The sequence below is a fragment of the Stratiformator vulcanicus genome (genome assembly GCF_007744515.1).
GTDB lineage: Bacteria > Planctomycetota > Planctomycetia > Planctomycetales > Planctomycetaceae > Stratiformator > Stratiformator vulcanicus.
Window position 1 is genome coordinate 3,400,498 of the sequence record NZ_CP036268.1, and the last position, 21,277, is coordinate 3,421,774.

At 56.6% G+C, this 21,277-nt stretch carries 16 protein-coding genes, 1 tRNA gene and 3 pseudogenes; 6 read left to right on the plus strand and 14 right to left on the minus strand.

From position 1 onward, the window contains the following. Positions 1 to 250: 250 nt before the first annotated feature. Both Pan189_RS13295 and Pan189_RS13300 read right to left on the minus strand, forming a co-directional pair. On the minus strand, positions 251 to 535 hold the full coding sequence (locus Pan189_RS13295; protein ID WP_145364470.1) for a hypothetical protein: 285 nt from the start codon (positions 533 to 535) through the stop codon (positions 251 to 253). Between the two features lie 152 nt (positions 536 to 687). Next, complete coding sequence (locus Pan189_RS13300) at positions 688 to 1,728, minus strand: SMP-30/gluconolactonase/LRE family protein (RefSeq protein WP_310820453.1); 1,041 nt, start codon at positions 1,726 to 1,728, stop codon at positions 688 to 690. Between the two features lie 246 nt (positions 1,729 to 1,974). Here Pan189_RS13300 and Pan189_RS13305 point away from each other — a divergent pair, with 246 nt between their 5' ends. Beyond that, positions 1,975 to 5,874, plus strand: a complete 3,900-nt coding sequence (locus tag Pan189_RS13305; RefSeq protein ID WP_145364471.1) for a mechanosensitive ion channel domain-containing protein — start codon at positions 1,975 to 1,977, stop codon at positions 5,872 to 5,874. Here Pan189_RS13305 and Pan189_RS21685 read toward each other — a convergent pair. Continuing rightward, a complete protein-coding gene (locus Pan189_RS21685; protein WP_145364472.1) occupies positions 5,866 to 6,045 on the minus strand; it encodes a carbon storage regulator in 180 nt (59 codons plus the stop codon). The two genes, Pan189_RS13305 and Pan189_RS21685, sit on opposite strands and share 9 nt — an antisense overlap. 361 nt (positions 6,046 to 6,406) lie before the next feature. Here Pan189_RS21685 and Pan189_RS13315 point away from each other — a divergent pair. Continuing rightward, a tRNA-His gene (locus tag Pan189_RS13315) sits at positions 6,407 to 6,480 on the plus strand. 7 nt (positions 6,481 to 6,487) lie between these two features. Here Pan189_RS13315 and Pan189_RS13320 read toward each other — a convergent pair. The 4 genes from Pan189_RS13320 to Pan189_RS13335 form a co-directional block, all read right to left on the minus strand. Further along, positions 6,488 to 8,422 (minus strand): sulfatase family protein, encoded by a 1,935-nt coding sequence (locus Pan189_RS13320; RefSeq protein ID WP_310820454.1) that lies wholly within the window; start codon positions 8,420 to 8,422, stop codon positions 6,488 to 6,490. Between the two features lie 759 nt (positions 8,423 to 9,181). Then, positions 9,182 to 10,987 carry an AAA family ATPase gene (locus Pan189_RS13325; protein ID WP_145364474.1) on the minus strand — a complete coding sequence of 602 codons (1,806 nt, stop codon included), beginning with the start codon at positions 10,985 to 10,987 and terminating at the stop codon, positions 9,182 to 9,184. 110 nt (positions 10,988 to 11,097) lie between these two features. Next, on the minus strand, positions 11,098 to 11,577 hold the full coding sequence (locus Pan189_RS13330) for a hypothetical protein (RefSeq protein WP_145364475.1): 480 nt from the start codon (positions 11,575 to 11,577) through the stop codon (positions 11,098 to 11,100). Next, positions 11,574 to 11,822 (minus strand): hypothetical protein, encoded by a 249-nt coding sequence (locus Pan189_RS13335; protein WP_145364476.1) that lies wholly within the window; start codon positions 11,820 to 11,822, stop codon positions 11,574 to 11,576. Before Pan189_RS13335 ends, Pan189_RS13330 begins: the two co-directional genes overlap by 4 nt. Positions 11,823 to 11,991: 169 nt before the next feature. Between Pan189_RS13335 and Pan189_RS21690 the strand changes: the two genes are divergently transcribed. Then, positions 11,992 to 12,207: a helix-turn-helix domain-containing protein gene (locus tag Pan189_RS21690; RefSeq protein ID WP_145364477.1), complete on the plus strand. Its 216-nt coding sequence runs from the start codon at positions 11,992 to 11,994 to the stop codon at positions 12,205 to 12,207. A gap of 52 nt (positions 12,208 to 12,259) precedes the next feature. Beyond that, positions 12,260 to 12,373, plus strand: a pseudogene (locus tag Pan189_RS21695) (type I restriction-modification system subunit M N-terminal domain-containing protein); the annotation flags it as partial. Positions 12,374 to 12,442: 69 nt separating this feature from the next. Here the strand turns inward: Pan189_RS21695 and Pan189_RS13350 are convergent. Next, positions 12,443 to 12,784: pseudogene (locus Pan189_RS13350) on the minus strand (integrase core domain-containing protein); the annotation flags it as partial. Positions 12,785 to 12,802: 18 nt separating this feature from the next. After that, on the minus strand, positions 12,803 to 12,928 hold the full coding sequence (locus Pan189_RS21700; protein WP_375154876.1) for a hypothetical protein: 126 nt from the start codon (positions 12,926 to 12,928) through the stop codon (positions 12,803 to 12,805). A gap of 937 nt (positions 12,929 to 13,865) precedes the next feature. Between Pan189_RS21700 and Pan189_RS13355 the strand changes: the two genes are divergently transcribed. Further along, positions 13,866 to 15,155: an efflux RND transporter periplasmic adaptor subunit gene (locus Pan189_RS13355; RefSeq protein ID WP_145364479.1), complete on the plus strand. Its 1,290-nt coding sequence runs from the start codon at positions 13,866 to 13,868 to the stop codon at positions 15,153 to 15,155. 9 nt (positions 15,156 to 15,164) lie between these two features. On the opposite strand, the gene Pan189_RS13360 is transcribed toward Pan189_RS13355, so the two are convergent. Next, positions 15,165 to 16,351 (minus strand): IS3 family transposase gene (locus Pan189_RS13360; protein WP_145364480.1). Its coding sequence is split into 2 segments (ribosomal slippage): positions 15,165 to 16,084 and positions 16,084 to 16,351, totalling 1,188 coding nucleotides; the frame shifts between segments, so codons are not numbered across the junction. Between the two features lie 79 nt (positions 16,352 to 16,430). Between Pan189_RS13360 and Pan189_RS13365 the strand changes: the two are divergent. After that, positions 16,431 to 17,174, plus strand: a pseudogene (locus tag Pan189_RS13365) (efflux RND transporter permease subunit); the annotation flags it as partial. 52 nt (positions 17,175 to 17,226) lie between these two features. On the opposite strand, the gene Pan189_RS13370 reads toward Pan189_RS13365, so the two are convergent. From Pan189_RS13370 to Pan189_RS13385, 4 genes are read right to left on the minus strand one after another with little or no spacing between them, the layout of a single operon-like run. Next, entirely contained in the window at positions 17,227 to 18,027 is an 801-nt protein-coding gene (locus Pan189_RS13370) for a leucine-rich repeat domain-containing protein (RefSeq protein ID WP_145364482.1), read from the minus strand. Continuing rightward, positions 18,024 to 18,644, minus strand: a complete 621-nt coding sequence (locus tag Pan189_RS13375; RefSeq protein ID WP_145364483.1) for a carbonic anhydrase — start codon at positions 18,642 to 18,644, stop codon at positions 18,024 to 18,026. Before Pan189_RS13375 ends, Pan189_RS13370 begins: the two co-directional genes overlap by 4 nt. 20 nt (positions 18,645 to 18,664) lie before the next feature. Continuing rightward, positions 18,665 to 19,294 (minus strand): carbonic anhydrase, encoded by a 630-nt coding sequence (locus Pan189_RS13380; RefSeq protein ID WP_145364484.1) that lies wholly within the window; start codon positions 19,292 to 19,294, stop codon positions 18,665 to 18,667. Beyond that, positions 19,291 to 21,276: a SulP family inorganic anion transporter gene (locus Pan189_RS13385; RefSeq protein ID WP_145364485.1), complete on the minus strand. Its 1,986-nt coding sequence runs from the start codon at positions 21,274 to 21,276 to the stop codon at positions 19,291 to 19,293. Before Pan189_RS13385 ends, Pan189_RS13380 begins: the two co-directional genes overlap by 4 nt. Position 21,277: the final 1 nt, after the last annotated feature.

A 21,277-nucleotide genomic window follows, 5' to 3' on the forward strand; every position in this document is an offset into this window, starting at 1 on the left:
ATCGGCACTGGGATCTTGCCCAATCGGAGCAAAATCGGACCATTGCTCGCCGGGTAACGGCGATTTCGGCGGGACATGAACAGGCGAGATTCCGAGGCCGGAAGTAATCCGGTTGATTTCGTCTGAAAAGTATATTTCGAGCAAGACACTCGTCACGACGGCAATTCCGACGCAACACAAGCCAGTAAGCAGTCGTCTCCCGCGAATGACCGACATGCCCGCGGTACCCCTCATCGCTCTGTGAATAGAGCTAAAGTATTTTGACTGCTGCGACCTTGTATTCGGTCACCCATTCTAAAAACCGTTCCTGATCCTCGCTAATTTCAATTTCGGCGAGGCCCTCGCTGTCGAGCGGGGAAACGAGGCGAAACACCCCGTCGTCGAGAATTTCCCGGCACTTCGGAGTGTCGATCGTATACGAACCTCGCTCGCCGGGGAGCGGATCAGCGAAGTAGACGATTTCGGTGCGGAAACGGTCCGGCATCGCACAGGGCGGAGCGTCGGCAGGATCGAGCGAAGTGATACGGGCGGACACGGATGGTGCTTTCGGTGTTCTAGTCTTGAAATAGCTTAATTCAGCCGCTATTGCAGATGAATAAATTAATCTGAAGTGACTCTGGTAACGAACGGACGCGCTGCGGCTATAAGCGAATCCCTTGCTTGCGGTGCGGGCTTGTTTCAGTGATTTTATTCTTCGCCGCGAAAGACGAGGCCCTTTGCTTTCGTACGAACTCGGCACAGATACATGTCCGATGTCATATAGAGCGTCGAGCCGTCGTCGCCCCAGCCGACGTTCGAGATTCGTTCTCCGGTATCGATCCGGCCGAGGAGTTTCCCGTCCGGATTCATCACCCACACTCCGCCCGGACCACTCGCCCAGATGTTGCCGGCTGTGTCGACCTTCAAACCGTCGGGCAGGCCGGGCCAGTCGGGAACCTTTTCTGTCGCGTTGCGGAGGATACGTCCCTCACCGAGAGTGCCGTCTTCGGCGAGCGGAAAGGCTTTCCACAAAGCCGCCTTGGGGTCAGATTGGGCGATATACAGCGTCCGCTCATCGGGCGACAGGGCGATACCGTTCGGGCGAGTAAACTCATTCGTCAAGAGTTGAAGCCCCGCATCCTTATCGAGTCGGTATACGCCACAGAAATCAAGTTCCCGTTTCTCTTGGGCCACGCCGTACGGTGGGTCTGTAAAAAAGATCGCACCATCCGAGTGAATCACGAGGTCGTTAGGACTATTAAAACGCTTGCCCTCGAAGTTGTCGGTAAGGGTCATCTTACCACCACCTTTTGTGAGAACCGAGACGCGGCGGTCGCCGTGTTCACACAATACGAGGCGACCCTGGGCATCGAAGGCGAGGCCGTTAGAGCCCGATTCGCGACTTTTTCCAGACACTCCGGTGAAGCCGGAAGGCTGCATGTAAATGTCCACCCCGATACGGTTTTGCCAACGGAAGATCGTATTGGCGGGGACATCGGAAAACAGGAGGCCGCCACCATCTCCGGGCGACCAGACCGGACCTTCCGACCAATCAAAGCCCGACGCGACGACTTCAATTTTGGCCTCCGGATCGATTAGAGCGTCTAGCTGCGGAGTATTGCGGTGAACGTTTCCGATCACGGGGTAGTTAGCCGTCCCCTGCGCCGCGGCCACGGCAGCGGTCGTCGCGACGATTCCGAATGAGGCGATCATGCTCAGGATTCGCTTGGTCAGATTTCGCTGATTCATGTGTGGCTTTGCCGAATGAGAGCGTCGAGGTGAACGTTCCGACGGGCCAGACCATCCAGACCGATCAGAGTTTTCGAATGTAAGCGACGAAACGATTCCCGGCAATCACGCCCGATCTGATTTGACGTTGGAGTCGGTTTGATAATAGGTTTTGCGGGCGCAAAAGAGTTGCGCAAGATTCGCGGTGCGTCCAGAATGTTACGCCTGCCGATATCTTTTTCTGAATCAAGACGGATCGGCCGGATCATGTTCCGCCCCCAAGTGCTGGCGCTTTGCGTCGCTTTTTGCGTTTTTCCGTTGGTTGCGGGAGCGCAGGCGACGAATCCGAATGGCGAGAATGCGGAGCCCGATCCGAATGCGGGCGAGTCGAAACCTCGTGTCACGGTGCAGTCGGGTCCGGGATCGTCTTCTCAGCCGACCGAACAGACCGCGCCGCCACCAACGGAGGATGAGCCGCTGTTCGAGCCGGCCGCCCTGCCGGCTGACGGTCTGGGTATTTCCGGACCTCAGAAGCCCGCGACGGCCGAGACCCCCGCCGCGGCCGAATCGCCAACGGACGCGCCGCCGAAAACGGACGAGAACCTGCCGTCGGTGGAGGACCTGCAGGCGGCTGTTGATCAGATGGCCGAGAGCGGTCTGCCAGCCGAGCAAAAGGATGCCGTATTAGTGGCGCTCAAGGAAGCACTCGAATCGTTGAAGCGGCTCAAGGCGTTGGCGGCCGACCGAATTCGATTTGAGCAGGATACCAAGTTAGCCGTCGAACGGGCGACCGCGTTGCAGACGCAACTCGACGAACTGAGGAAACGGCCCGAGCCGAGTTTGCCGAATACGCTGGCAGAAATGGAGGCCGAAGCCGCACGACGTACCGCGGCGTTGGCGACACTGAAAACGGAATTGGCCGAGCTTCAATCGACACGGTCTCGGGTTTCGGAACAGAAGGCCGAAATTCAAAAGGTGAAAGCCGAGGCGGATCGACGTCGGGCCGACCTCAAAAAAAAGATCGACCTTCCTGGTTCGCCGGACGACACGGAAGAACTAACAAAGGCTGTCCGGCTGCGTGCCCGGATTCAACTGGCTCGGCTGGAGCAACAACTTCAAACCGCCGAATACGAACTGGCGAAGTTTGCGGCTGAGGATTCTGCGCACCTGCTCGATATTCAGGAGACTCTCAAACGGGCGACGCTGGATCGCGAAACGGCCTTTCTGAAAAAATTAAATGATGCCATCTCGGCCGAGGAGCAACGACAAGCCAATTTGCGCATTCAGGAAGCCCGGCGGGCTGCCCTCTTCGCCGACGATCGATTCCAGGGAATTGCGAAGGTCAACGAGCTTCTTGCGCGGCGGAATCAGCAAACGAATCTGGAATTGAACGAACTCGAAGCAGAGCTTGCCGACCGCAAAGCGCAATTGAGTGAGGTCGAAGATAGCTTCGACGATGCGGTCAATCGTGTCGAAACGGTCGGGGACCTGACCCAGCCGATTGGTTTGTTGCTACGTCGCAATCGAGCCGAGTTGCCGTCCGTTGCTCGATTACGCGATTCACTCGGCAGCCGCGAAGAGCCGATGGCCCAGGCCCGGCTGGAAGAGCTCGACATTGCCGACGAATCGGAGAATACCCCCTCGGTCGACGATCTACTCGGGCCGGTCCCCGAAGATGAGCCTCTCAGTGAGGAACAAGCCGCGCTACGGGCCGATGCAGACCGCCTGCTGCAGATGCGCAGTGAGTTTCTAAGGGATGCCAAAAACAACCAGGCAAAAAAGTTTCAATTGCTCAGCGATTTGTACACGCAAGAGTCGAGTCTGATTCAGAAGACCAACGAATACCTCGAGTATATTGACACTCGCGTCCTGTGGATTCGCAGCAGTGATCCGCTTTCGATCAGCGCCCTGAAAGATGATCGCAGCAGCGTCGAAATGCTGACCGACTCCGGAAATTGGGGCGATGCCTTTCGAACTGTTTTTAATGCCTTTCGCTTCAACGTGATCTGGGCATTGATCGCCGTTGCGACGGTGGTCGCTCTGATCGGACTCCGCATGCATGCCCGCGCGACGATCCGAGCGTGTGGCAAGCTGGCAAGCAAGCCCGGTAACCGGGACTTTACGCCAACCCTGCGAGCGGGCATTTACACTGCACTCTCTGCGGTACCCGGGCCGCTCATTCTCATCTCGGTGGCAGTATTCTTGCAGCAATCGAACAGTCCCTTCAACGACGCTCTCGCATCGGCGCTGCGATCGACAGCCCGGTTATGGTTTCCGATTGAATTAATCTATCTGGTCTGCCGAACCGGCGGACTGGCCGAGGCTCACTTCAAATGGCCGCTCGACCTCGTCCGGTCACTGCGTCGCACTTTGACGACCGCCCGATTGGTTCTTCTACCTCTCAATTTTGTTTGGGCTGTCCTAGCCGCCTTCGATCCGCTCGGAACCGGATTAGAAGCCGGCCCTGACGCTTTGTTCTTACCCGATCCGGGCACTACCGCGGCAGCGATCGCGTCCGATAACCCGCAGACGAGCGGTGTCATTGATCAATCGGACGAACTGAATTCCGAGTCAATTCTAATGTTCGGGCGATCGCAGGTGAGCACCCACGGCTGGGAACGAGTGGTGTTTATCGCGCTGCTGACAGCATTCGCGATCTTCGCTCATCGCATCTTTCGGCTCTCCGGCCGAACGCACACGTCGATGGCGAAAGAGGGGACCGTCCCCTCGTCAATCGTGGTCTGGTGGACCTCGCGGGCCGCGGCCGTTCTGTTGCCGGTGGTTCTCATCGTTTTGACTGCAAGCGGATACCACTTCACCGCGACTCAAATCTATAGCGCGTTTCTCTGGTCGGTCTGGCTGCTGGCGGGGCTGTTTACACTCACGGCGTTTCTTTTTCGCGGCGTCACGTTGCTGCGTCGCCGCGCGAAATTTGAACGCTGGCAACAGCAGCGTGAGCTCCGTGAGCACGAAACCGCGTCGGTTCCTCACCCGGCCGGTGAAGCCGCATCGCTACCCCAACCTCCCGATGATGAAAGCGTCGACTTCGATAAGACATCCGACCAGACGCGAAAGCTGATCGTCGCGATCGTTTGCGGAGTCGGGCTGTTCGGGTTCTGGTCGATCTGGAACGAGATTCTGCCGGCAGTGCGAATCGTGGAGAATTGGCCGCTTTATTCGGTATCCCGCATGGTCACGGTCGAGGCCCTCGACCCTGGTGCCGACACTGCGATGACAACGACCGAAGAGCAGCAGGTTCCGATCACGATCCTTCACTGGGCGGCTGGGCTCTTAATCGCCGTATTTGCCTTTATGGCCTCGCGCAATCTGCCGGGGTTCTTGGAAATTGCGGTCCTCGGCAACCTCCCGATCGACGCCGCCAGCCGATATGCGATTACACGGATCGTCGCGTATCTGTCGCTCATTCTCGGCATACTCGCCTTCACGTCGACCATCGGCTTGGCGTGGAGTCAGGTGCAATGGCTCGCCGCCGGATTAACGGTCGGCCTTGGGTTCGGACTACAGGAAGTCTTTGCGAACTTCGTTTCGGGATTAATCATCCTGTTCGAACGCCCGGTCCGCGTCGGCGACATCGTGACTGTCGAAGGGGTGACCGGAATCGTTACTCGAATCCGAATCCGCGCTACAACAATCGTGAACTGGGATCGTCAGGAGTTCATTGTCCCGAACAAGGAATTCATCACCGGTCGACTGCTCAACTGGACCCTCAACGACACGACGAACCGCATCCTGATCAATGTCGGCATCGCCTACGGCAGCGACACCGAATTGGCACGCTCAATTCTAAAACAAACCTGCGCAGAGCATCCCGACGTCCTCGAAGATCCGAAGCCGCTCGTCACGATGGAGGGGTTCGGCGCCAGCTCTCTCGATTTCGTCGTTCGGGCGTATCTCGCCAATATGGACAATCGACTCGAGACGATTCATCAGATGCACGTCAACATCGACATGGCTTTCCGCAAAGCCGGTATCGAGATCGCCTTCCCGCAGCAGGACATCCACCTCAGAGACGTGCCGTCGGATTGGCTTGGCGGTCCACGAGCAAACGGCTCGTCGGAAACCAAGATGAACGTCGCAGACTCAAATAGTGGTAATTCAAACGGCAGCGAAACGGATCGCGATCCCAAAATTTCACAATCAGTGTGACGCAGCCACAGCCCGCGGCGGCGGAGCACATTCGGAGTCGCGTCGGATCGGAACATGCGGCGGTGCCTGGATCGCCAATTTAACACGGTTCGAACCGGTCCGCTCGACCCGAATGACAATCGAATCGCCGATGACCAACTCTTCGCCCGATTTTCTGGAAATGACAAGCATCGTTTACGTCCCTGTTTCGAAGCCTGGTCTGATAAGAGATGAAAAGACAGGAGCGCTCGACCCGAAATGCTGCCTAGCTGCCTCTATTGGATCAAAAGCGTGCTGGCGGGCTGACTGATTGGCAAATCATGGACCGCAACGGAAACGCGTCCATAAGTCCTTGAGCGCAATAGGGTTCCAGCCGCATCGCCAAAAAACGTTCACCGCGGCTGTGTTGAGGATCGCCACAACTTCCGCAGCAAATTGCTACATCTGGGAGCGAAAGCGGAGAATTCTATCCCCGTCGCGAACTCGGTAAGTCGAACGCTTGTCGAATTGCGGACGGGCGTGATATTCTCGCCGTCCTGTCGATGACCTCATGGTGGCATTAGCTCAGTTGGTTAGAGCGCCGGATTGTGATTCCGGAGGTCGCCGGTTCAAATCCGGTATGCCACCCTTTGCTCTACTCGTTTGCGTCGCAGTTCTTTAAGGCGTATCGCAGCGAGCCAACGATCGGCGGGCCATAGGGTCGTGAACCACGCCCCGTTTTGCCTTTGCCGCGATATTCTTCGAGGAGCGCGGGGAAGTCGTCCGGTAGCGGACAGACTGCCTCGCCCGCGAGCATCACCTGCCGGGCCGCAAGCAGCGCGATCAACGGGCTCTTGCTTCGAACCCCTTCGAACAGGACTCCCTTTGCCGCCGCGTGACCGGGCGCGATCTGCAGAAGGGCCTGCGCGGACATGATCGCGACCGAGTCCGAATCGTCGTCGAGTCGAGCCGCTAAATAGGTCTTCAACGCCTCAGCCATCTTGGGATCGGCCACCATCGCCATGGCCGACCAATAGCGAGTGCCACTGTCCAATGAGCGAAGCCAGTACCGCAATCGCCCGACCGAAACATCGCGATCACCGACGCGCTCAGCCGCGTCGAGAATTAATTCCAGCTCATAACGCGGTCGCGATACTCGATTGACCACCCGCGCCACTTCATAGCGCGTCTCTCCGGGCTGCAGGCGTCGCTCCCACTCTGCCTCAGTGAGAAATCCGGTGTCGCGGGTCTCGAGGATGTGCTCACGGTTCCGCTTCCGCATCGATTTGAGAATCGATGCGAACTCCGCTTTCGAAGCGAGATTCTCAATCTCATGCGGGTCCGTGTGCAGATCATACAACTCTTCGAGCGGCTTCTCGTCAGCCATCAGCAAAGCTGAATCCGCGGGCATCCGCCCCGCATCCTCGGCGCGATACAGTTCCAGAAAGCTGCGTTTTTCCTCGCCGTAAATCCACCCGGGCTGAATATACGGCAGGTGCGGCATGTAGTTCCGAACATAGAAGTAGCGGCCGTCAAAGACCGACCGTGACAACTCCTGCATGTCATCTGCCCGGCTGCGGGCGCCGTAGATAAGCTTGCGAGGGGAAGCGACATCAGGTCCGAGAAATTGCTGCCCCTGCATGTAGTCGGGTACAGGTTCGCCCATTAACGAAAGCGTCGTCGGAGCGAGGTCTACGAAACTGACGAGCCGCTCTTCCCGCGATCCCGGGCCAGATGTCGCCATCTCCCGATACGCCTCCGGCACCCGCACGATGAAGGGCACGTGCAACCCGCTCCAATTGAGCCAGCGCTTATGCCGCGGCAGACCGAAGCCGTGATCACTGAAGAAAACGACAATCGTCTCTTCCGCCAAACCGTCCTTTTCGAGGGCCGTCAGGATCTCGCCGACTTGTCCGTCGAGCACCGTCGCCAGATCGTGATAGCCCGCCCAGATCGACCGCATCTCCGGCGTGTCGGGAAAATACGGCGGCACTTGCGCTTCGGCGGGATCGTGGAAAGACTTCTCCGGCAGCGACGCCGTCAATTGATCGTACTTCGCCTGCTTGTTGGCCGGCCCTTCGTGCGTGGTACCTAAAACGAACGTGCAAAAGAACGGCTGCCCCTCCTTCCGCTTCCGCCAGGGAGCATAATCCTGCGTATTCCAATAGCTGAAGGCATTGTCTTGCGAGGTATTCCAACCGGTCTTGCCCCAGTTGCTGGTGAAGTAGCCCTTTTGCATCAGCATGCGCGGCAGCGGCTCGATCGGCTGCGGAAGTTCCACGTGCGAATGCAGGTGCTGCGTCCCCAGCGACGACGCGTAAACACCGGTCACGAAGGTCGACCGGGCTGGCCCGCAGATCGGAGCCCACGACGACGCGTTCTCATAGACGATTCCCTCAGCGGCGAGCCGATCGATGTTGGGAGTCGTCGCATACTCGCTACCGTAACACCCGATCGCCGCCGGACTGAGATCCTCGCAGTTGATCCACAGGACATTGGGAGCCGCCGAGGCGAGCGAAGCACCGAAAAAGCAGCTCACAACGGCAACGCCGCCGTATGCAGCACGCAAAATATGACCAGCAACAGACATCGGAACCCTCGAACAAGCTGAACACGAGAAAGCAGCGAGACCGCCGCCGGTTCCAATGTCGACGGGATCACGCCCCATCGCAAGTGACCCAGTGGCTAGCGCAAAAACAAACCCGCGCTGGAAACGCGGGTGCAGTGCAGCGATGTTGTTTCGAATGCCCAGGAGAGGACTCGAACCTCCACGTCCGTTTAAGGACACTAGGACCTGAACCTGAAATCAAACATTGTGCTCACATTTAATTCTTGCTCTAATCCCATTGTTAGAAAAGACTTTTTGAATTCGAAGTCTCATCCAGGCTACGGCGATATTGCTCTGAAATCGCCAATTCTGTCCGCGATTTGTCCGCGGTGATCCACTATGATCGTCTCGCTGTAGAGAGTCGTTGCTAACCCGCCGCTCTGCTGGGTTCCGTTACACTTGCTCGAGTTCCCGGTCGATAGCTTCCCATGGCGGACTCTTTCAGGATTGGTTTGTCTAGTTCGGCTTCGGCTGACAACCACTTCAGGCGTGCAATCGTACGTCTTAGGGGCTTCAGACGCTTGGCTTGAACGCTACGGTCCCGCGAAATCGCGGACACTCCGCGAGCAGGGCGAAACTGCTCTTCTGCGAAAAGTATCAGGCCTGATCGGTGATTCCGATCTTATTGCAGACCTGTCCGACGGTACTCACCTGCGAGAGCAGCACCTCAGCCGTTCGCAGATGCCGCTCTGTGCTTAAGGCTCAGCCCACGCCTTGCTTTCTCATGAACGCAGGGCGTTTTCACGATACAGCTTTCTGCTTATCCTTCAGATCATCAACAATCGCGCGAAGTTCTCGCAAATCGTCTAATGCATCGTCTGGACTTGGCACTCCGAAACCACGCAAAGAGGACCGATCGTGCGCTGATGTAATGTCACAGCACCGCTGAAAAAGCTTCTGCAAACGCTCACAATGGTCAGTGGTTATCGCCGTGACCTTCTTGAGATATTTGAGGCTGATGTAGTCCTGATGCCGCATCACGATCCCGAGAAACAGCTTTTCTTCGACGGCTCGCTCAACCGTGGCTCGCAGTTCATTGTATACCGCACCAATCGACCGCTCGTACTCATCATCGTTGTGAGCATCGAAATCACTGCGAGTTGCTCGTGCACGCTTTTCCAACTCATCAATCCTGGGCAGTGTCTTCTGAGCAATCCATGGCAAACCGTCATTGACAAAGCCACAGCTATCCCGATTTGACTGAACACGCCGCAACTCGATCGGGACATCGTTTTGTTCCGCTCCGCTCGCCAAATCATGGAGAAACACGATGTCGTGAGTAAACACGATAACTTGCCGATCCGCAGCTTCCTCGACTAGGCGTTGTGCGAAACACCCCCGCCAATGATGATCCAGAGAGGTGACGGGGTCATCGAAAATGACCGTCGACTTGCATGGCTCTGTGGCCAGTTCAGACAAAAATCCAGCCAAGGCGATGCATCGGTGCTCACCCTCCGAGACGATAGTTCCAATGTCGGCCTTACTGGCTCCTACAAGCTGAACGCGATAATAGGACGATCCGAATTCGCCAGCCGTAGGAACCAACTCGACATTCAGGCGACGAACGCCCTGCTGCATCTTCTTGATCTCCGTCGCAAACGCGTCGCGTAGCTGATCGGTCACATACGCCTTGGCCAACTCTTTACTCTTGATCGTGGTGCGATTCGTGCGGGTCTCTTTCAAAGCTTTCTTGAGCTTGTCAATCTGCGCCAATCGGTCCAGATGCTCTTTGACGTCACCGAGTACGGTCGCGAGCCACTCACGTGCCTTCAACTCCGCGAGTTCGGTTTCAAGACGTTGACGTTCCTCCTGGTCTGCCGATTTCTCAACATCGACCGCTTTTGCATTGGTTGATGACACGAGCGTTGAGAGCTTTGTGTCGATGTTCTCAAGTGTGCCCGGAAGGGGAAAGTCCCATTGCCCCGATTGGTATCCCTGCTTGATCGCACGAAGCCTTCGGATCAGGGTGGCAAGTTGCCCTCGAACTGACGGGAGCAGTTGTTTGTCACCCGATTCCACATCCTTTAATTGCTCCCGCAACGCGTCCCCGAGCAAACCGAGACCTTCGACCTTCCCGACGGCATTTCGGAGGGCTTCCTTCGCCTTTGCCGCCTGTTGGGCACTGTCATCGCGGACGAATTGCTCGAAGCGATTCAGGCGATCTTTTGCATCCTCTCCAAGTGGCTGCTGGCACAATACGCAAACTGCATCGTCCCCGTCGGTCACCGGAAAGTCGCGATCCGGGTATGATACTTCTGAGTATTTGCGGGCCGCTTCCCAAAGCTGACGCCAAACCTGCTCCCCAATGTTCTGCAGCGGATCATCCGCGAAGTTAGTTTTAGCGGCCACCTGTGCCGCTTTCATCTTCGTTGCCGAATCTTCCGCAAGGGCCTTGGTTGCCTCAATTGCTTCATCTGATAGGGCGCTGGAGGCTTTCAGTAGTGTCGAACGAAGGGCGTCGATGCGTCCGGCCCGGGTTCTCAACTCCTTGGCCAGCTTTAGTGGATCAGACGCGAGCTGGGCGGGAATTTCCTTGAGCCGCTGCAATTCCGCATCAGTTAGCGACGCTAGGCGATCAAGTTCATCGACGGATGTCGAAGACTTTAATCCGCGCAGTGTGACCGCAACCTTCGTGGAGCCGGTCGCATACGTCGACTTCAGGAACTGCGGACTATCAAATTCAAGGCGCTTTCTCTCTGAGTCAAGTTTCTGCTGAACCGCTTTGCACGCAGATGCCAGTGACGGAAGGACATCGAGGCCGAACGGAGTGAACGCAATGTCATTCTTCCCGCGAACATGGACGGAGGCGCAATCAGAATCGAAAAAGCTGATTGATCCCAACGATCAATAGCACGCTGTCCATCGATCCATTGCTCCGGTGGCTGTTCGACATCGTCAACGGCGTAGGTAATCACTGCGCTCGCCGGGCCGTTGGAAGAATCCTGCAGTACGTTTGGCAGGATCGCGTCGCCCTTGTTTCGGGCTCTGCAAGCCCGTCGAAGTACTCGCCCATAGCCGCTCTTTCCCGAGCCATTGTAGCCGAAAACGACGGTCAGGCCGGTGCCCGCAAACGGCAGCGACTGCTTGGAGTCGATCGCGTTAACGTTTTCCGCCTCGGATACGGAACGCAGCGTCACCGTGGTGGAGGTATCGGCTCCGCTCGGAAGATGTGGGCAACCAGTGGACGCAGTTCCGGCCCATTCTCTTCGGCTAGGCCGTTGGACGCTCGGCAGGCTGTCGTCAATTCCTCGATATCGGCATCGCATAGCGTTCCGTTCTCAATAATTCGCCGAAGCGCGTCGCGTTGCCACCCCGGCAGGTCATTTGACCAGTCGAGAATCGCACGATGAATGCCGCTGCCGAGTGTGACATCCTGTTTCATATCGATCGTTTCAACGAATGCAGTCTACCCCTGCGCGGAAAGGACACCAGCAAAGGCCCTCGGTTCGCAATGATACAGCGCCGACGGGCAGATTGTAACCTCTCGGCAGGCTTGGTAACGTCTTGGCATGGCTGGAACAAAAATCCTACGCAACTTCGAGGCGTGCATAATGCCAGCGACAAACGAATTCCTTTTAGTAAAGCAAGCAGCAGAACTGCTCGGTGTATCCGCGAACACGGTACGAGCGTGGGCTTCAACGGGGAAGCTTCAGGAATATCGTCACCCTGTTAACAACTATCGGTTGTTCAAACGCAGTGAGGTCGAACGGCTCTCATTAAACATCGAGAACCCGAATCCCGTCAGGCCGGCGCCGAAGCCAAAGTGAAATGTGACACGGCGACCAAACACGCGTAATCTACAACACGAATTGACACTGAATGGACCACTCGCAACACAACAACATCGTCAATTTCATCTGGGGCATCGCTGACGATGTGCTCCGGGACGTGTACGTCCGAGGGAAATACCGCGACGTTGACCTGCCCCCGGTTACGGAACCAGCCAGTATGTTGAGTGCTGTTTGTTTTGACCTTGCCCCCGAGTCTGTACCACCGCGTGTGTCAGGATTCGGCTTCAGCGAGTGCCGGCGCGCCGGCACTCGCTGAAGCCGCGAACTCCGCGGGCGTCCGGTCGCCCAGGCTGCTGTGCGGCCGGACTTCGTTGTAGTCAGCCCTCCACGCCTCGACTTTCTCGACCGCGTCGGCCAGGTCGGGGAACCAGTGCTGATTCAGGCACTCCTGCCGGAACCGGCCATTGAATGACTCGATGAACGCGTTATCCGTCGGCTTTCCAGGACTACTGAAGTCGAGGGTCACTTTATTAACGTACGCCCACCAGTCCAGAGACTTCGAGATGAACTCGGGACCATTGTCGACACGGATCGAAGCGGGCACGGCCCCACGTTCCGTCCGGACCGCTTCTTAGACCGAGACGACGTCGTCGCCGGTCAGCCGTTGCCCGACCCGGATCGCCAGGCTCTCGCGGATAAAGTAATCGACTAACGTCAACAGCCGGAATCGGCGGCCGTCGAACAGCTGATCGGACATGAAGTCCATGCTCCAGCTCTCATCCGCCCGACCGGCCCGAGGACGCTCCCTACGCTCCCGTCCGGCGTCAAATGCTGATGATGCTACGAGAGGTCAATCGAGTTCGCAAAGTGGCGGGACGCGAGCAATTGCCTCATGAAATCCTGCCGCTACGAAGGCGAGTCATCCGGCCATTCGAGGAACGCTCCCATCCAACTGCGACAGTTCACAGCATCGCCTTTGGCAACCGTGAGGCGAGAGATCAGCCAAAAAACTGAATCAGTCGTCATGAATCGAAATGAGATCGACGCTGGGGAGTTGTCCAATTACTGTTCTGCGGCATCGACATTGACTCAGCCGACAAATCGACGAATACTATAATGATCTAACCAGTCGTCCTTTCCGACGTGAATCACTCTTTCCGACCCAATGTTGGCCCGCCTCATTCACCTGCTGATGTGCATAACCGTGCTGGTTTGTCCGGCGATGGGTGGGGTGTGTTGTGGAGTGTCGGAAAGTTCGGCTGCTGTGGTTGGCGGTTGTGAAGATCATTGCTGCTGCGATGCTGAGCATGATGAAGTTCCGGTGGCTCCTGAATGCCCGGAGCCTTGCCATGATTGTTTCTGTGCTGGTGCGTTGCCACCGGGATTTGGCGCTTCGGTGGAATTGGCTGGGGTGGTTGATGTCTCGGCTGTCGCTCCTATCGAAGTCTGTGCTGCCGCAACTAGCACTCAGCGTCTCGAAATTGCTTCGCGAGACGAATCGCCGCCGCATGGGCGTGCCCTGCTGACGTCTTACTGCCGGTTTTTGCTGTAAGACACTCTGCTTGCCGTTTCTCCGGCTGCACTTCGATGTGACTGTTTGTTGCTTCGTGCTGCGCTGCTGTGAAGCGGCCCTTTTCGTTTGCTCGGCGACAAGCATCGACTGAGTGTCTTTCCTTTTCAGCAGAAGCAGTGCCATGTCGGATGTCATTTCCTCGCCGAAGGTCTCGGCAGAATCGCCGCCATCAACGCCGGTTGTCGAAACGCAACCCGTCACCAGCGAGAATCGCGACGAAACACACACACAACGTAAACAGTCGCCCGTCCGGCGGTTGGCTGCCGTCGTGGTTTCATGGATACCATCGGTTGCCGTCGTTGGCGGATTGGCCGCGTTGGCGTGGTATGGCCATCACAACGATTGGAAGCTGCCGAGCTTGGCGGCAACGACATCACCGGAAGCCAATGCTCCGGCGTGGTGCGACAGTCATGGTGTGCCGGAAGAAGAGTGCATCAACTGTGTGCCGGGACTGATCGAAGACCCGCCAAAGCTGACGTTCTGCGAATTCCACGGCGTCCACCGGTGTGTGCTTCATGACCCTTCGCTGGCGGAAACCAAATCGCCAGTCGAAGTAACGGCTGCTGATCTGGAACGCGCAGAGCGTGCGTTGGCCGTTCGACCTCGGCGAGAGAACCTCTCGCTAAGCCAGTTACCCGGTTCGCGAATCCAATTTGCATCTGTCGACGCCATGCAGAGTGCTGGTGTTGACGTGGAACCGGTGCAGCGGCAGCCAATCGTCGAAAGTGTCGCGACGGCTGGCGAGATTCGCTACGACGCCACGAAGACGGCTCAAGTTTCACCGCCTGCGGACGGCATCGTCAAGCAGGTGCTGGTGAATGTCGGTGATTGGGTGGAAGCAGATCAAGTCTTGGCAATCGTCGATTCCGAGAAAGTGGGACGGCTAAAATCCGAACTCCTTTCAGCGTTATCCGATGAACGCCTGAAACAAGACGCCGTTCGTCGCATTGAACCGCTTGCCAACCGCAACGTCATCCCCGGAAAGCGTTTGCTAGAGAGTCAGACTGAACTCCAGCAGGCAACTTCGCTGGTTGAGAAGACAGTTCGTTCTCTCGACAACCTTGGCTTGCCAGTTGATCTGAAACAACTGCGTTCGCTCCAACCGGATGAAGCCAAAGCGGCGGTTCGTAAATTGGGCACGGAACGAATCAAGGATCGCGGCAGCAGCGATAACCTGATTGCCGTGGTTGCTCCTTTGGCTGGTCGGGTCGTTGATCGGGAAACGGTGGTCGGCGAGGTTGTCGATCGTGGGTCGCAAATGTTCCGGCTTTCAGACACACGAACTGTATGGCTCGATCTTCGCGTCGCGGCAGAAGAAGCATCACTGGCAAACATCGGACAGGAAGTTCGGTACCTGCCGGATGGTCAGACTGCTGAGCATCGCGGCACGGTCATGACCTGCCCCCGGTAACGGAACCAGTCAGTATTTTGAGTGTTCTTTGTTCATTGATCCAGCCCGTTCGGGCTGTGGAGGCGTAGCCGGAACAGGCCGAACGGGCTGGATCGCCTCCGGAGCCGGCGGCCGGTAGCCCAGTGAGCTGTGCGGCCGGACGGTGTTGTACGCCCGCCGCCACCGTTCGATCAGCACCTTCGCCTCCAGCAGCGTGTCGAGACGCTCGCGGGCCAGGAACTCGTCCCGGAACTTCCCGTTGAACGACTCGATGAAGCCGTTCTCCCACGGGCTGCCTGGTTCGATGAACAGCGTCTTCACGCCGACGCGGGCGAGCCACTCGCGGACCGCCTTGGCGGTGAACTCCGGCCCATTGTCGCTGCGGATGTAGGCCGGGACGCCACGCCGGACGAACAGATCGCTCAGGCGTTCGAGGACGTGCTCGCTTTTGAGACTTCGGGCCACATCGATCGCCAGGCACTCGCGGGTGTGTTCGTCGATCAGCGTCAACATGCGGAGCGGCTTCCCGTCGGCCGTGCGGTCGGCCACGAAGTCATAACTCCACACGTGGTCTTTGTGTGTCGGCCGTAGCCGCACGCACGAACCGTCGTGGAGCCACAGACGCCCGCGTTTCGGCTGCTTTTGTGGCACTTTCAGGCCCTCCCGACGCCAGATCCGCTCGACCCGCTTGTGGTTCACCGCCCAGCCCTCGGCTCTTAATAACGCGGTCACTCGGCGATACCCGTAGCGGCCATACTTCGTCGCCAACGCGACGATCCGTCGTACCAGTCGCGGCTCATCCGGCGGTACGTGACGCTCCCGACGTTGCGTGCTCCGGGGCTGGCCGAGGACGTGACAGGCCCTCCGTTCCGAGACCTTCTCTCGGCCGAGAGAGTCGCGGGCGTACTCGACCGCCGCCGATCGCTTCGCCGGGCTCAGAAGTTTCCCGACGCCGCCTCACGCAAGATGGCTTTGTCGAGTTCGGCTTCGGCCAAGAGCTTCTTGAGGCGGGCGTTCTCCCGCTCCATCTCTTTGAGTCGTTTCGCTTGGTCGAGCCGCAGGCCGCCGTACTCCTTCTTCCACCGGTAGTAGGTCTGCTCGGTCACACCGATCTGGCGGCAAGCCTCCGGAACGGTCTGTCCCTGGGCCAAGGCGACTTCGGCCTCACGCAGCTTGGAGATGATCTGCTCTGGAGTGTGCTTCTTCCCTCGCGGCATTGTGCTTTCCCCTTCGGATGCGTCCGTGATCCGTCAAAACTCCGACAGACCATGGACTCGTTCAAGGGGGGCAGGTCAGTTTGGTGAGGTGGTTGACGCCCTACAGGAGAACAATCGCAACGTAGGTGGCGGCAATGTAGATCGCATGGGCGAAATGCTGTTGGTGCAGGGGTTGGGCCGCACGACCAACATTCCGCAAATTGAAAATATCGTCATCAAAGCGGTGGGTGGAGTGCCCGTGCGTATACGTTATTTCGCAACTGTGGAAGTCGGCCACGAAATACGATGCGGTGCCGTCACGGCGGACGGCAACGGCGAAGCGGTCATGGGACTCGGCTTCATGCTGATGGGCGAGAATACGCATCAATACACCGACGCATTGAAGGAATGTGTCGAAAAAAGCAAAGCGAATCTCCCGCCGGGTATGACGTTGGTCACTATGTACGACCGCACGGAACTGGTCGATTCGGTCATCAACATGGTTCGTAAGAATCTCTTTGAAGGCGGATTGCTCGTCATCGCCGTGCTGTTTCTCTCTCTTGGCAACCTGCGAGCCGGATTGATTGTCGCACTGGCATTTCCACTCTCGATGTTGTTCGCATTCAGCGGGATGTGGCGATTCGCAATTTCGGCCAGTCTGCTGAGCTTGGGAGCGATCGACTTTGGACTCGTTGTCGATAGCTCGGTTGTGATGGTTGAGAACTGCGTGCGGCATCTGTCGCAGGCCAATCCTCTGAATCGAAGTCGGCTGGAACGGATTCGTGACGCGACGGTCGAAGTTCGCGGTCCGACCATGTTCGGTGAACTCATCATCATGATCGTCCGGGATGGCGATACTGGCAGCATTCTGCTGGTACTATTGTCAAAGTGGTTCGTTACTGAAGATTTCTGGGTTTCTGTGGCAGAGTGCGTGTTACGTTGTCGTCCTTTGCTTTCGGTCCGTGAATCAGGCAATTGGGTCGCTTTGCGTTGAACGCGGCGATAGCGGCAATGGTGACTTCGGTTCCTGCGACTTCCAACTCGCGAAGTTCGGACAGAACCATGAGTTTTGCGAATCCTGCATCTGTGATTTTTGTATCCGACAGGTCGAGGTGCGTGAGGCTCTTTATCGCGATCAGGCTGTCGATGCAATCATCCGTGATGGATGTGCCGCTCAAATCTAAATGATGAAGAGTCGTGAGCTTGCTGAGCGACTTGACCGTTGCATCGGTGATCTCGGTGTCCGACACGACCAGCGTGTGAATGGTTTTCCAAGAGCATTTTGCGAACGTCTTATCGGTGACCGCAGTTCCGGAGACTGAAAGTGTGCGGAGGTTCTTCAAGTCTTGCAGTTTGACAGCTGCCTCGTCGGTGATTTTGGTGCCGTCGAGGAATAGCCATTTCAATATGTTCAGCCCGCAGATTGTTGAGAGCGTCTTGTCAGTGCTAGACGTTCGCGCGACGGAGAGGAAAACAATCGATTGCTGATCCTCGATCAAGAAGGCTGAATCGTCAGAGAACCGTGAATCCTTCAGGTTCACATACGATAGTTCGCCATCGATTTCGCGAATATTCTCAGCACCAAGCGATCGAAGTTGCTCGGCCCGCGACGGGTTCGCATTCTGGGCGTATGCGTGTTGTGCAACAGTAAGGACCATACCGAGCCACAGCAGGCTGACATGTAGTTGTTTCGTCATCGCATCTCCTCGATGGGGACAAGGTTTCCCACGCGGGGATCGAATGCCAACACCCGCGCAGTTTCGTCGTTGACGATCCACAAATGCAACTTGAGTCCGTTGGCATCGAGTCTTTCGCGAATGGACGGGTTCGCCTGCAAGTTCTCAAGCTGGAAAATTGCATGTTCGCAGATAACACGTTCGACATAGGCTTCACCAGTCAAATCGGGATATGTCGTGTCGACGGCTTTGACCGCTGCAGCGTAGAAGTGTGCTCGAAGATTTCCGGTGTCTGGACCGCTGTTGTCCTTCAGCCAGTTTGGGATCACGCCGCAACCGAGATGTCCGCAAACGACGGCATGACGGAGATCGTAGTCGTAAAAGCCGACCTCGATTGCCCCGAACAAATCGTTGGGTTGGCGACGGTCTGGTGGCGGAACGGATTCACCGATGTGTTGGAGAATGAAAAATCGTTCCGTACCAGCAAATGAAACATTATCCGGGGCACAGCCATGATCCGCACATGCGATCATCAGCGTATCGCGTTCGTTGCTGTCGGCAGTCGAGAGAAAATCATTGACGCCGCCGAAGTGATCCGGGTTGAAGTTGTGCAGTGACTTTTCGAGTTCAATTGTCATCGTTCGCTAGTATTCGTTTCTCAGGTAGTAACTGAGGCACATGCATCGGATTCGACTGAAACAAAGTCGCCGACCAAGGCATCGTACGCCCTGATTCGCCTTGTTCCCTCATCGAAAACCCAACCGTGGAGCTTCAATCGACCGTCATTCAGTCGGCTTCTTACGAAATGATACTCGATTAGACTCTCAAGTTGCAGGAGGACGTGCTCGCTAAGAAGCAGACCGAATCGTTCCATGTCGAACACATCGTCATAGTGCTTGTCGATGAATTCGAGCGTGGGCGTCATCGTCTCACTGCCAATTGCCTTCTTGGAATTTGATGGTACCGCCAACCAATTTTGACAGATTCCGCAAGTCGTGTGCGAGCATACGATGAAGTCCGTTACTTCATGTCCAAGCACTGCTTCCTCCAGTGCCTCAACTGTTTCAGAACACCTCTTCGTGAAAGGAGGAATGGCGAACCCCAACCACTGAGCGACAAGAAACGACATCGGGTTCTGAACGGGCAGACCATGCGGCAACATGCCGTGGTCAGGACAGCCAATTAGGATGATCGATGGCGTTGGTGTCTCTTCGCGTCGGCAAAGTTCAGACGCCGAACCAAACCAATGTCGGTCAAAATAGTGAATTCGCCTGGTCAGTGGTTTCATTCGTTCGCCTCCGCTGCAACTGAAACGAAATGATCTCGTCTGACGACATCGACCGTCTCAACGCAAGCCGTCACTTGATGCTTGGGAAGAACATCGCTGCGAAGGTATGACAATATCGCTTCGCACGTTTGATGGGACAAGACAATCTCGATCCGAACTTTGGAATTCGCTGATGTAACGCCGCCTTCCAGTTCACGACGCCCGGCTCCGCTGCATGGTTGCGATGTGAAACCTGTTGCCCCCAGTGCCACAAATTGTTCTTCCAGCGATTGCTCGATCGCCTCGTCAGCAATGACCGTCAGCCGTCGCATGGTTGCCAATCCGCCCTTTCTAGCCGCATGGGGATTGTCGGCCAGCGGTTGCATGGCATCGAGACCGCGAACTTCAAAAGTCAGTCCTTTCTGCTCGAAGACGCGTTCCATTTCTTCCAGCTTCTCCATCACACTGTGATCAACAAGCTTCGTACTGGATACGTCGACGATCAGGTTGCGCTTTTGAACCAATCCGATGTCTTCGATTTGGCGTTTGAATGGAATCCAGTTGCTAAACACTGCGGATTCACGCGCCAAGATGAGGCTGGTGTTGTCGTTCACTTTCTGAACCTCGATGTAAGGTTTGAACAACGACTTGATGGGCACGCCGTTCGCGACGTGGATCACCATCTTCAGAATGATGCCAGCAGCGACACCGATTAGCAGGTCGGTCGCTAGGACAACGACCAACGTCGTGACGAAGATCGCCAGTTGTTCCTTCCCGATTCGCCATACGTGAATGAACTCGGTCGGATGTGCGAGTCGGTATCCGGTGTAGACCAGCATCCCCGCCAATGCCGCGAGTGGGATCTCATGGAGAATCGTGGGAATCAACGCTACGCAGGCGAGCAGGAAGATGCCGTGCCACAAATCAGCGAACCGCGTTCGGGCTCCGTTGTCGATATTCGCCTTGGAACGCACGATCTCTGAGATCATGGGAAGCCCGCCCACCATCGACGCACAAAGATTGCCAACACCGACCGCAACCACGTCGCGATTCATGTTTGTCTTGCGCTTCCAAGGGTCGAGCAGGTCAACTGCCTTGGCACTAAGCAGTGATTCAAGGCTGCCGATAATGAAGAACATCATCACCCACTTCCAAGCCTTCATCTGAGCCAACGCGGAAAAATCAGGAGACGTGATGTCATCAAACATGCCAAAGACTCGGTCGGGCATCTTCACCAGATACTGTTCACCGAGTTGATAATGATGTTCCTGCAATGTGTAAGAGTGTTCGTGAAGCAAGTCGAAGCCGAAGCCCATCGGCACGGTTACCAGTAGCACAACCATGGGCGATGGAATTTTCTTCAGGATGCCAACACGTTTCGCGGCAAGCGGCCAGTAGAACATGATCAGAATGCTCACGATGCCGATTGCTGCGATCGCCGGATTGGCTTCCATAATGTAGTGCGGCATTTCTTTGAGCATTTCCAGCGGTTCACCCCCGGCTGATACGCCAAGAGCCACTGGGAACTGCTTGATGATGATGATGACACCAATCGCTGCCAGCATTCCATGGACGGCTGAGATCGGGAAGAACTCGCCGAGGATTCCGCCGCGAAACAGGCCGAACAGAATTTGAATGACCGCCGCTGCGACACCGACCGCCAACGCAGCTTTGTAGGCCATCAAATCGGCGTCGGTCCATCCGCCGGTCATTCCGTCGCCGCCGAAGTCTTCGATGCAGCCAATGGCAATGACGATCAATCCTGCGGCCGGACCTTTGATGGTCAGCTCGCTGTTACTGATGAACGTTGTCAGGACCGAACCGATGATTGCGGTGAAGATGCCTGCAATCGGCGGATAACCGCAGGCCAGCGAGATACCGAGACACAGCGGCAATGCGATCAGGAAGACCAGCAATCCGGAAATGATATCTTGCTTAAAGTATTTGGCGAAGCCGGAGGCGTTGCCGCGTGGTGTCTCTTCGTTTTCCATTTTGTCGGTCATT

What these genes read in the sequence shown, in the direction of transcription:
- Pan189_RS13320 (WP_310820454.1), bottom strand. Translation starts at nt 8,422, where the DNA reads ATGTCTGTTGCTGGTCATATTTTGCGTGCTGCATACGGCGGCGTTGCC.
- Pan189_RS13305 (WP_145364471.1), top strand. Translation starts at nt 1,975, where the DNA reads ATGTTCCGCCCCCAAGTGCTGGCGCTTTGCGTCGCTTTTTGCGTTTTT.
- Pan189_RS13355 (WP_145364479.1), top strand. Translation starts at nt 13,866, where the DNA reads ATGTCGGATGTCATTTCCTCGCCGAAGGTCTCGGCAGAATCGCCGCCA.
- Pan189_RS13300 (WP_310820453.1), bottom strand. Translation starts at nt 1,728, where the DNA reads ATGAATCAGCGAAATCTGACCAAGCGAATCCTGAGCATGATCGCCTCA.
- Pan189_RS13380 (WP_145364484.1), bottom strand. Translation starts at nt 19,294, where the DNA reads ATGAAACCACTGACCAGGCGAATTCACTATTTTGACCGACATTGGTTT.
- Pan189_RS13335 (WP_145364476.1), bottom strand. Translation starts at nt 11,822, where the DNA reads ATGAAACAGGATGTCACACTCGGCAGCGGCATTCATCGTGCGATTCTC.
- Pan189_RS21700 (WP_375154876.1), bottom strand. Translation starts at nt 12,928, where the DNA reads ATGTCCGATCAGCTGTTCGACGGCCGCCGATTCCGGCTGTTGACGTTA.
- Pan189_RS13370 (WP_145364482.1), bottom strand. Translation starts at nt 18,027, where the DNA reads ATGACGAAACAACTACATGTCAGCCTGCTGTGGCTCGGTATGGTCCTT.
- Pan189_RS13375 (WP_145364483.1), bottom strand. Translation starts at nt 18,644, where the DNA reads ATGACAATTGAACTCGAAAAGTCACTGCACAACTTCAACCCGGATCAC.
- Pan189_RS13385 (WP_145364485.1), bottom strand. Translation starts at nt 21,276, where the DNA reads ATGACCGACAAAATGGAAAACGAAGAGACACCACGCGGCAACGCCTCC.
- Pan189_RS21690 (WP_145364477.1), top strand. Translation starts at nt 11,992, where the DNA reads ATGCCAGCGACAAACGAATTCCTTTTAGTAAAGCAAGCAGCAGAACTG.
- Pan189_RS21685 (WP_145364472.1), bottom strand. Translation starts at nt 6,045, where the DNA reads ATGCTTGTCATTTCCAGAAAATCGGGCGAAGAGTTGGTCATCGGCGAT.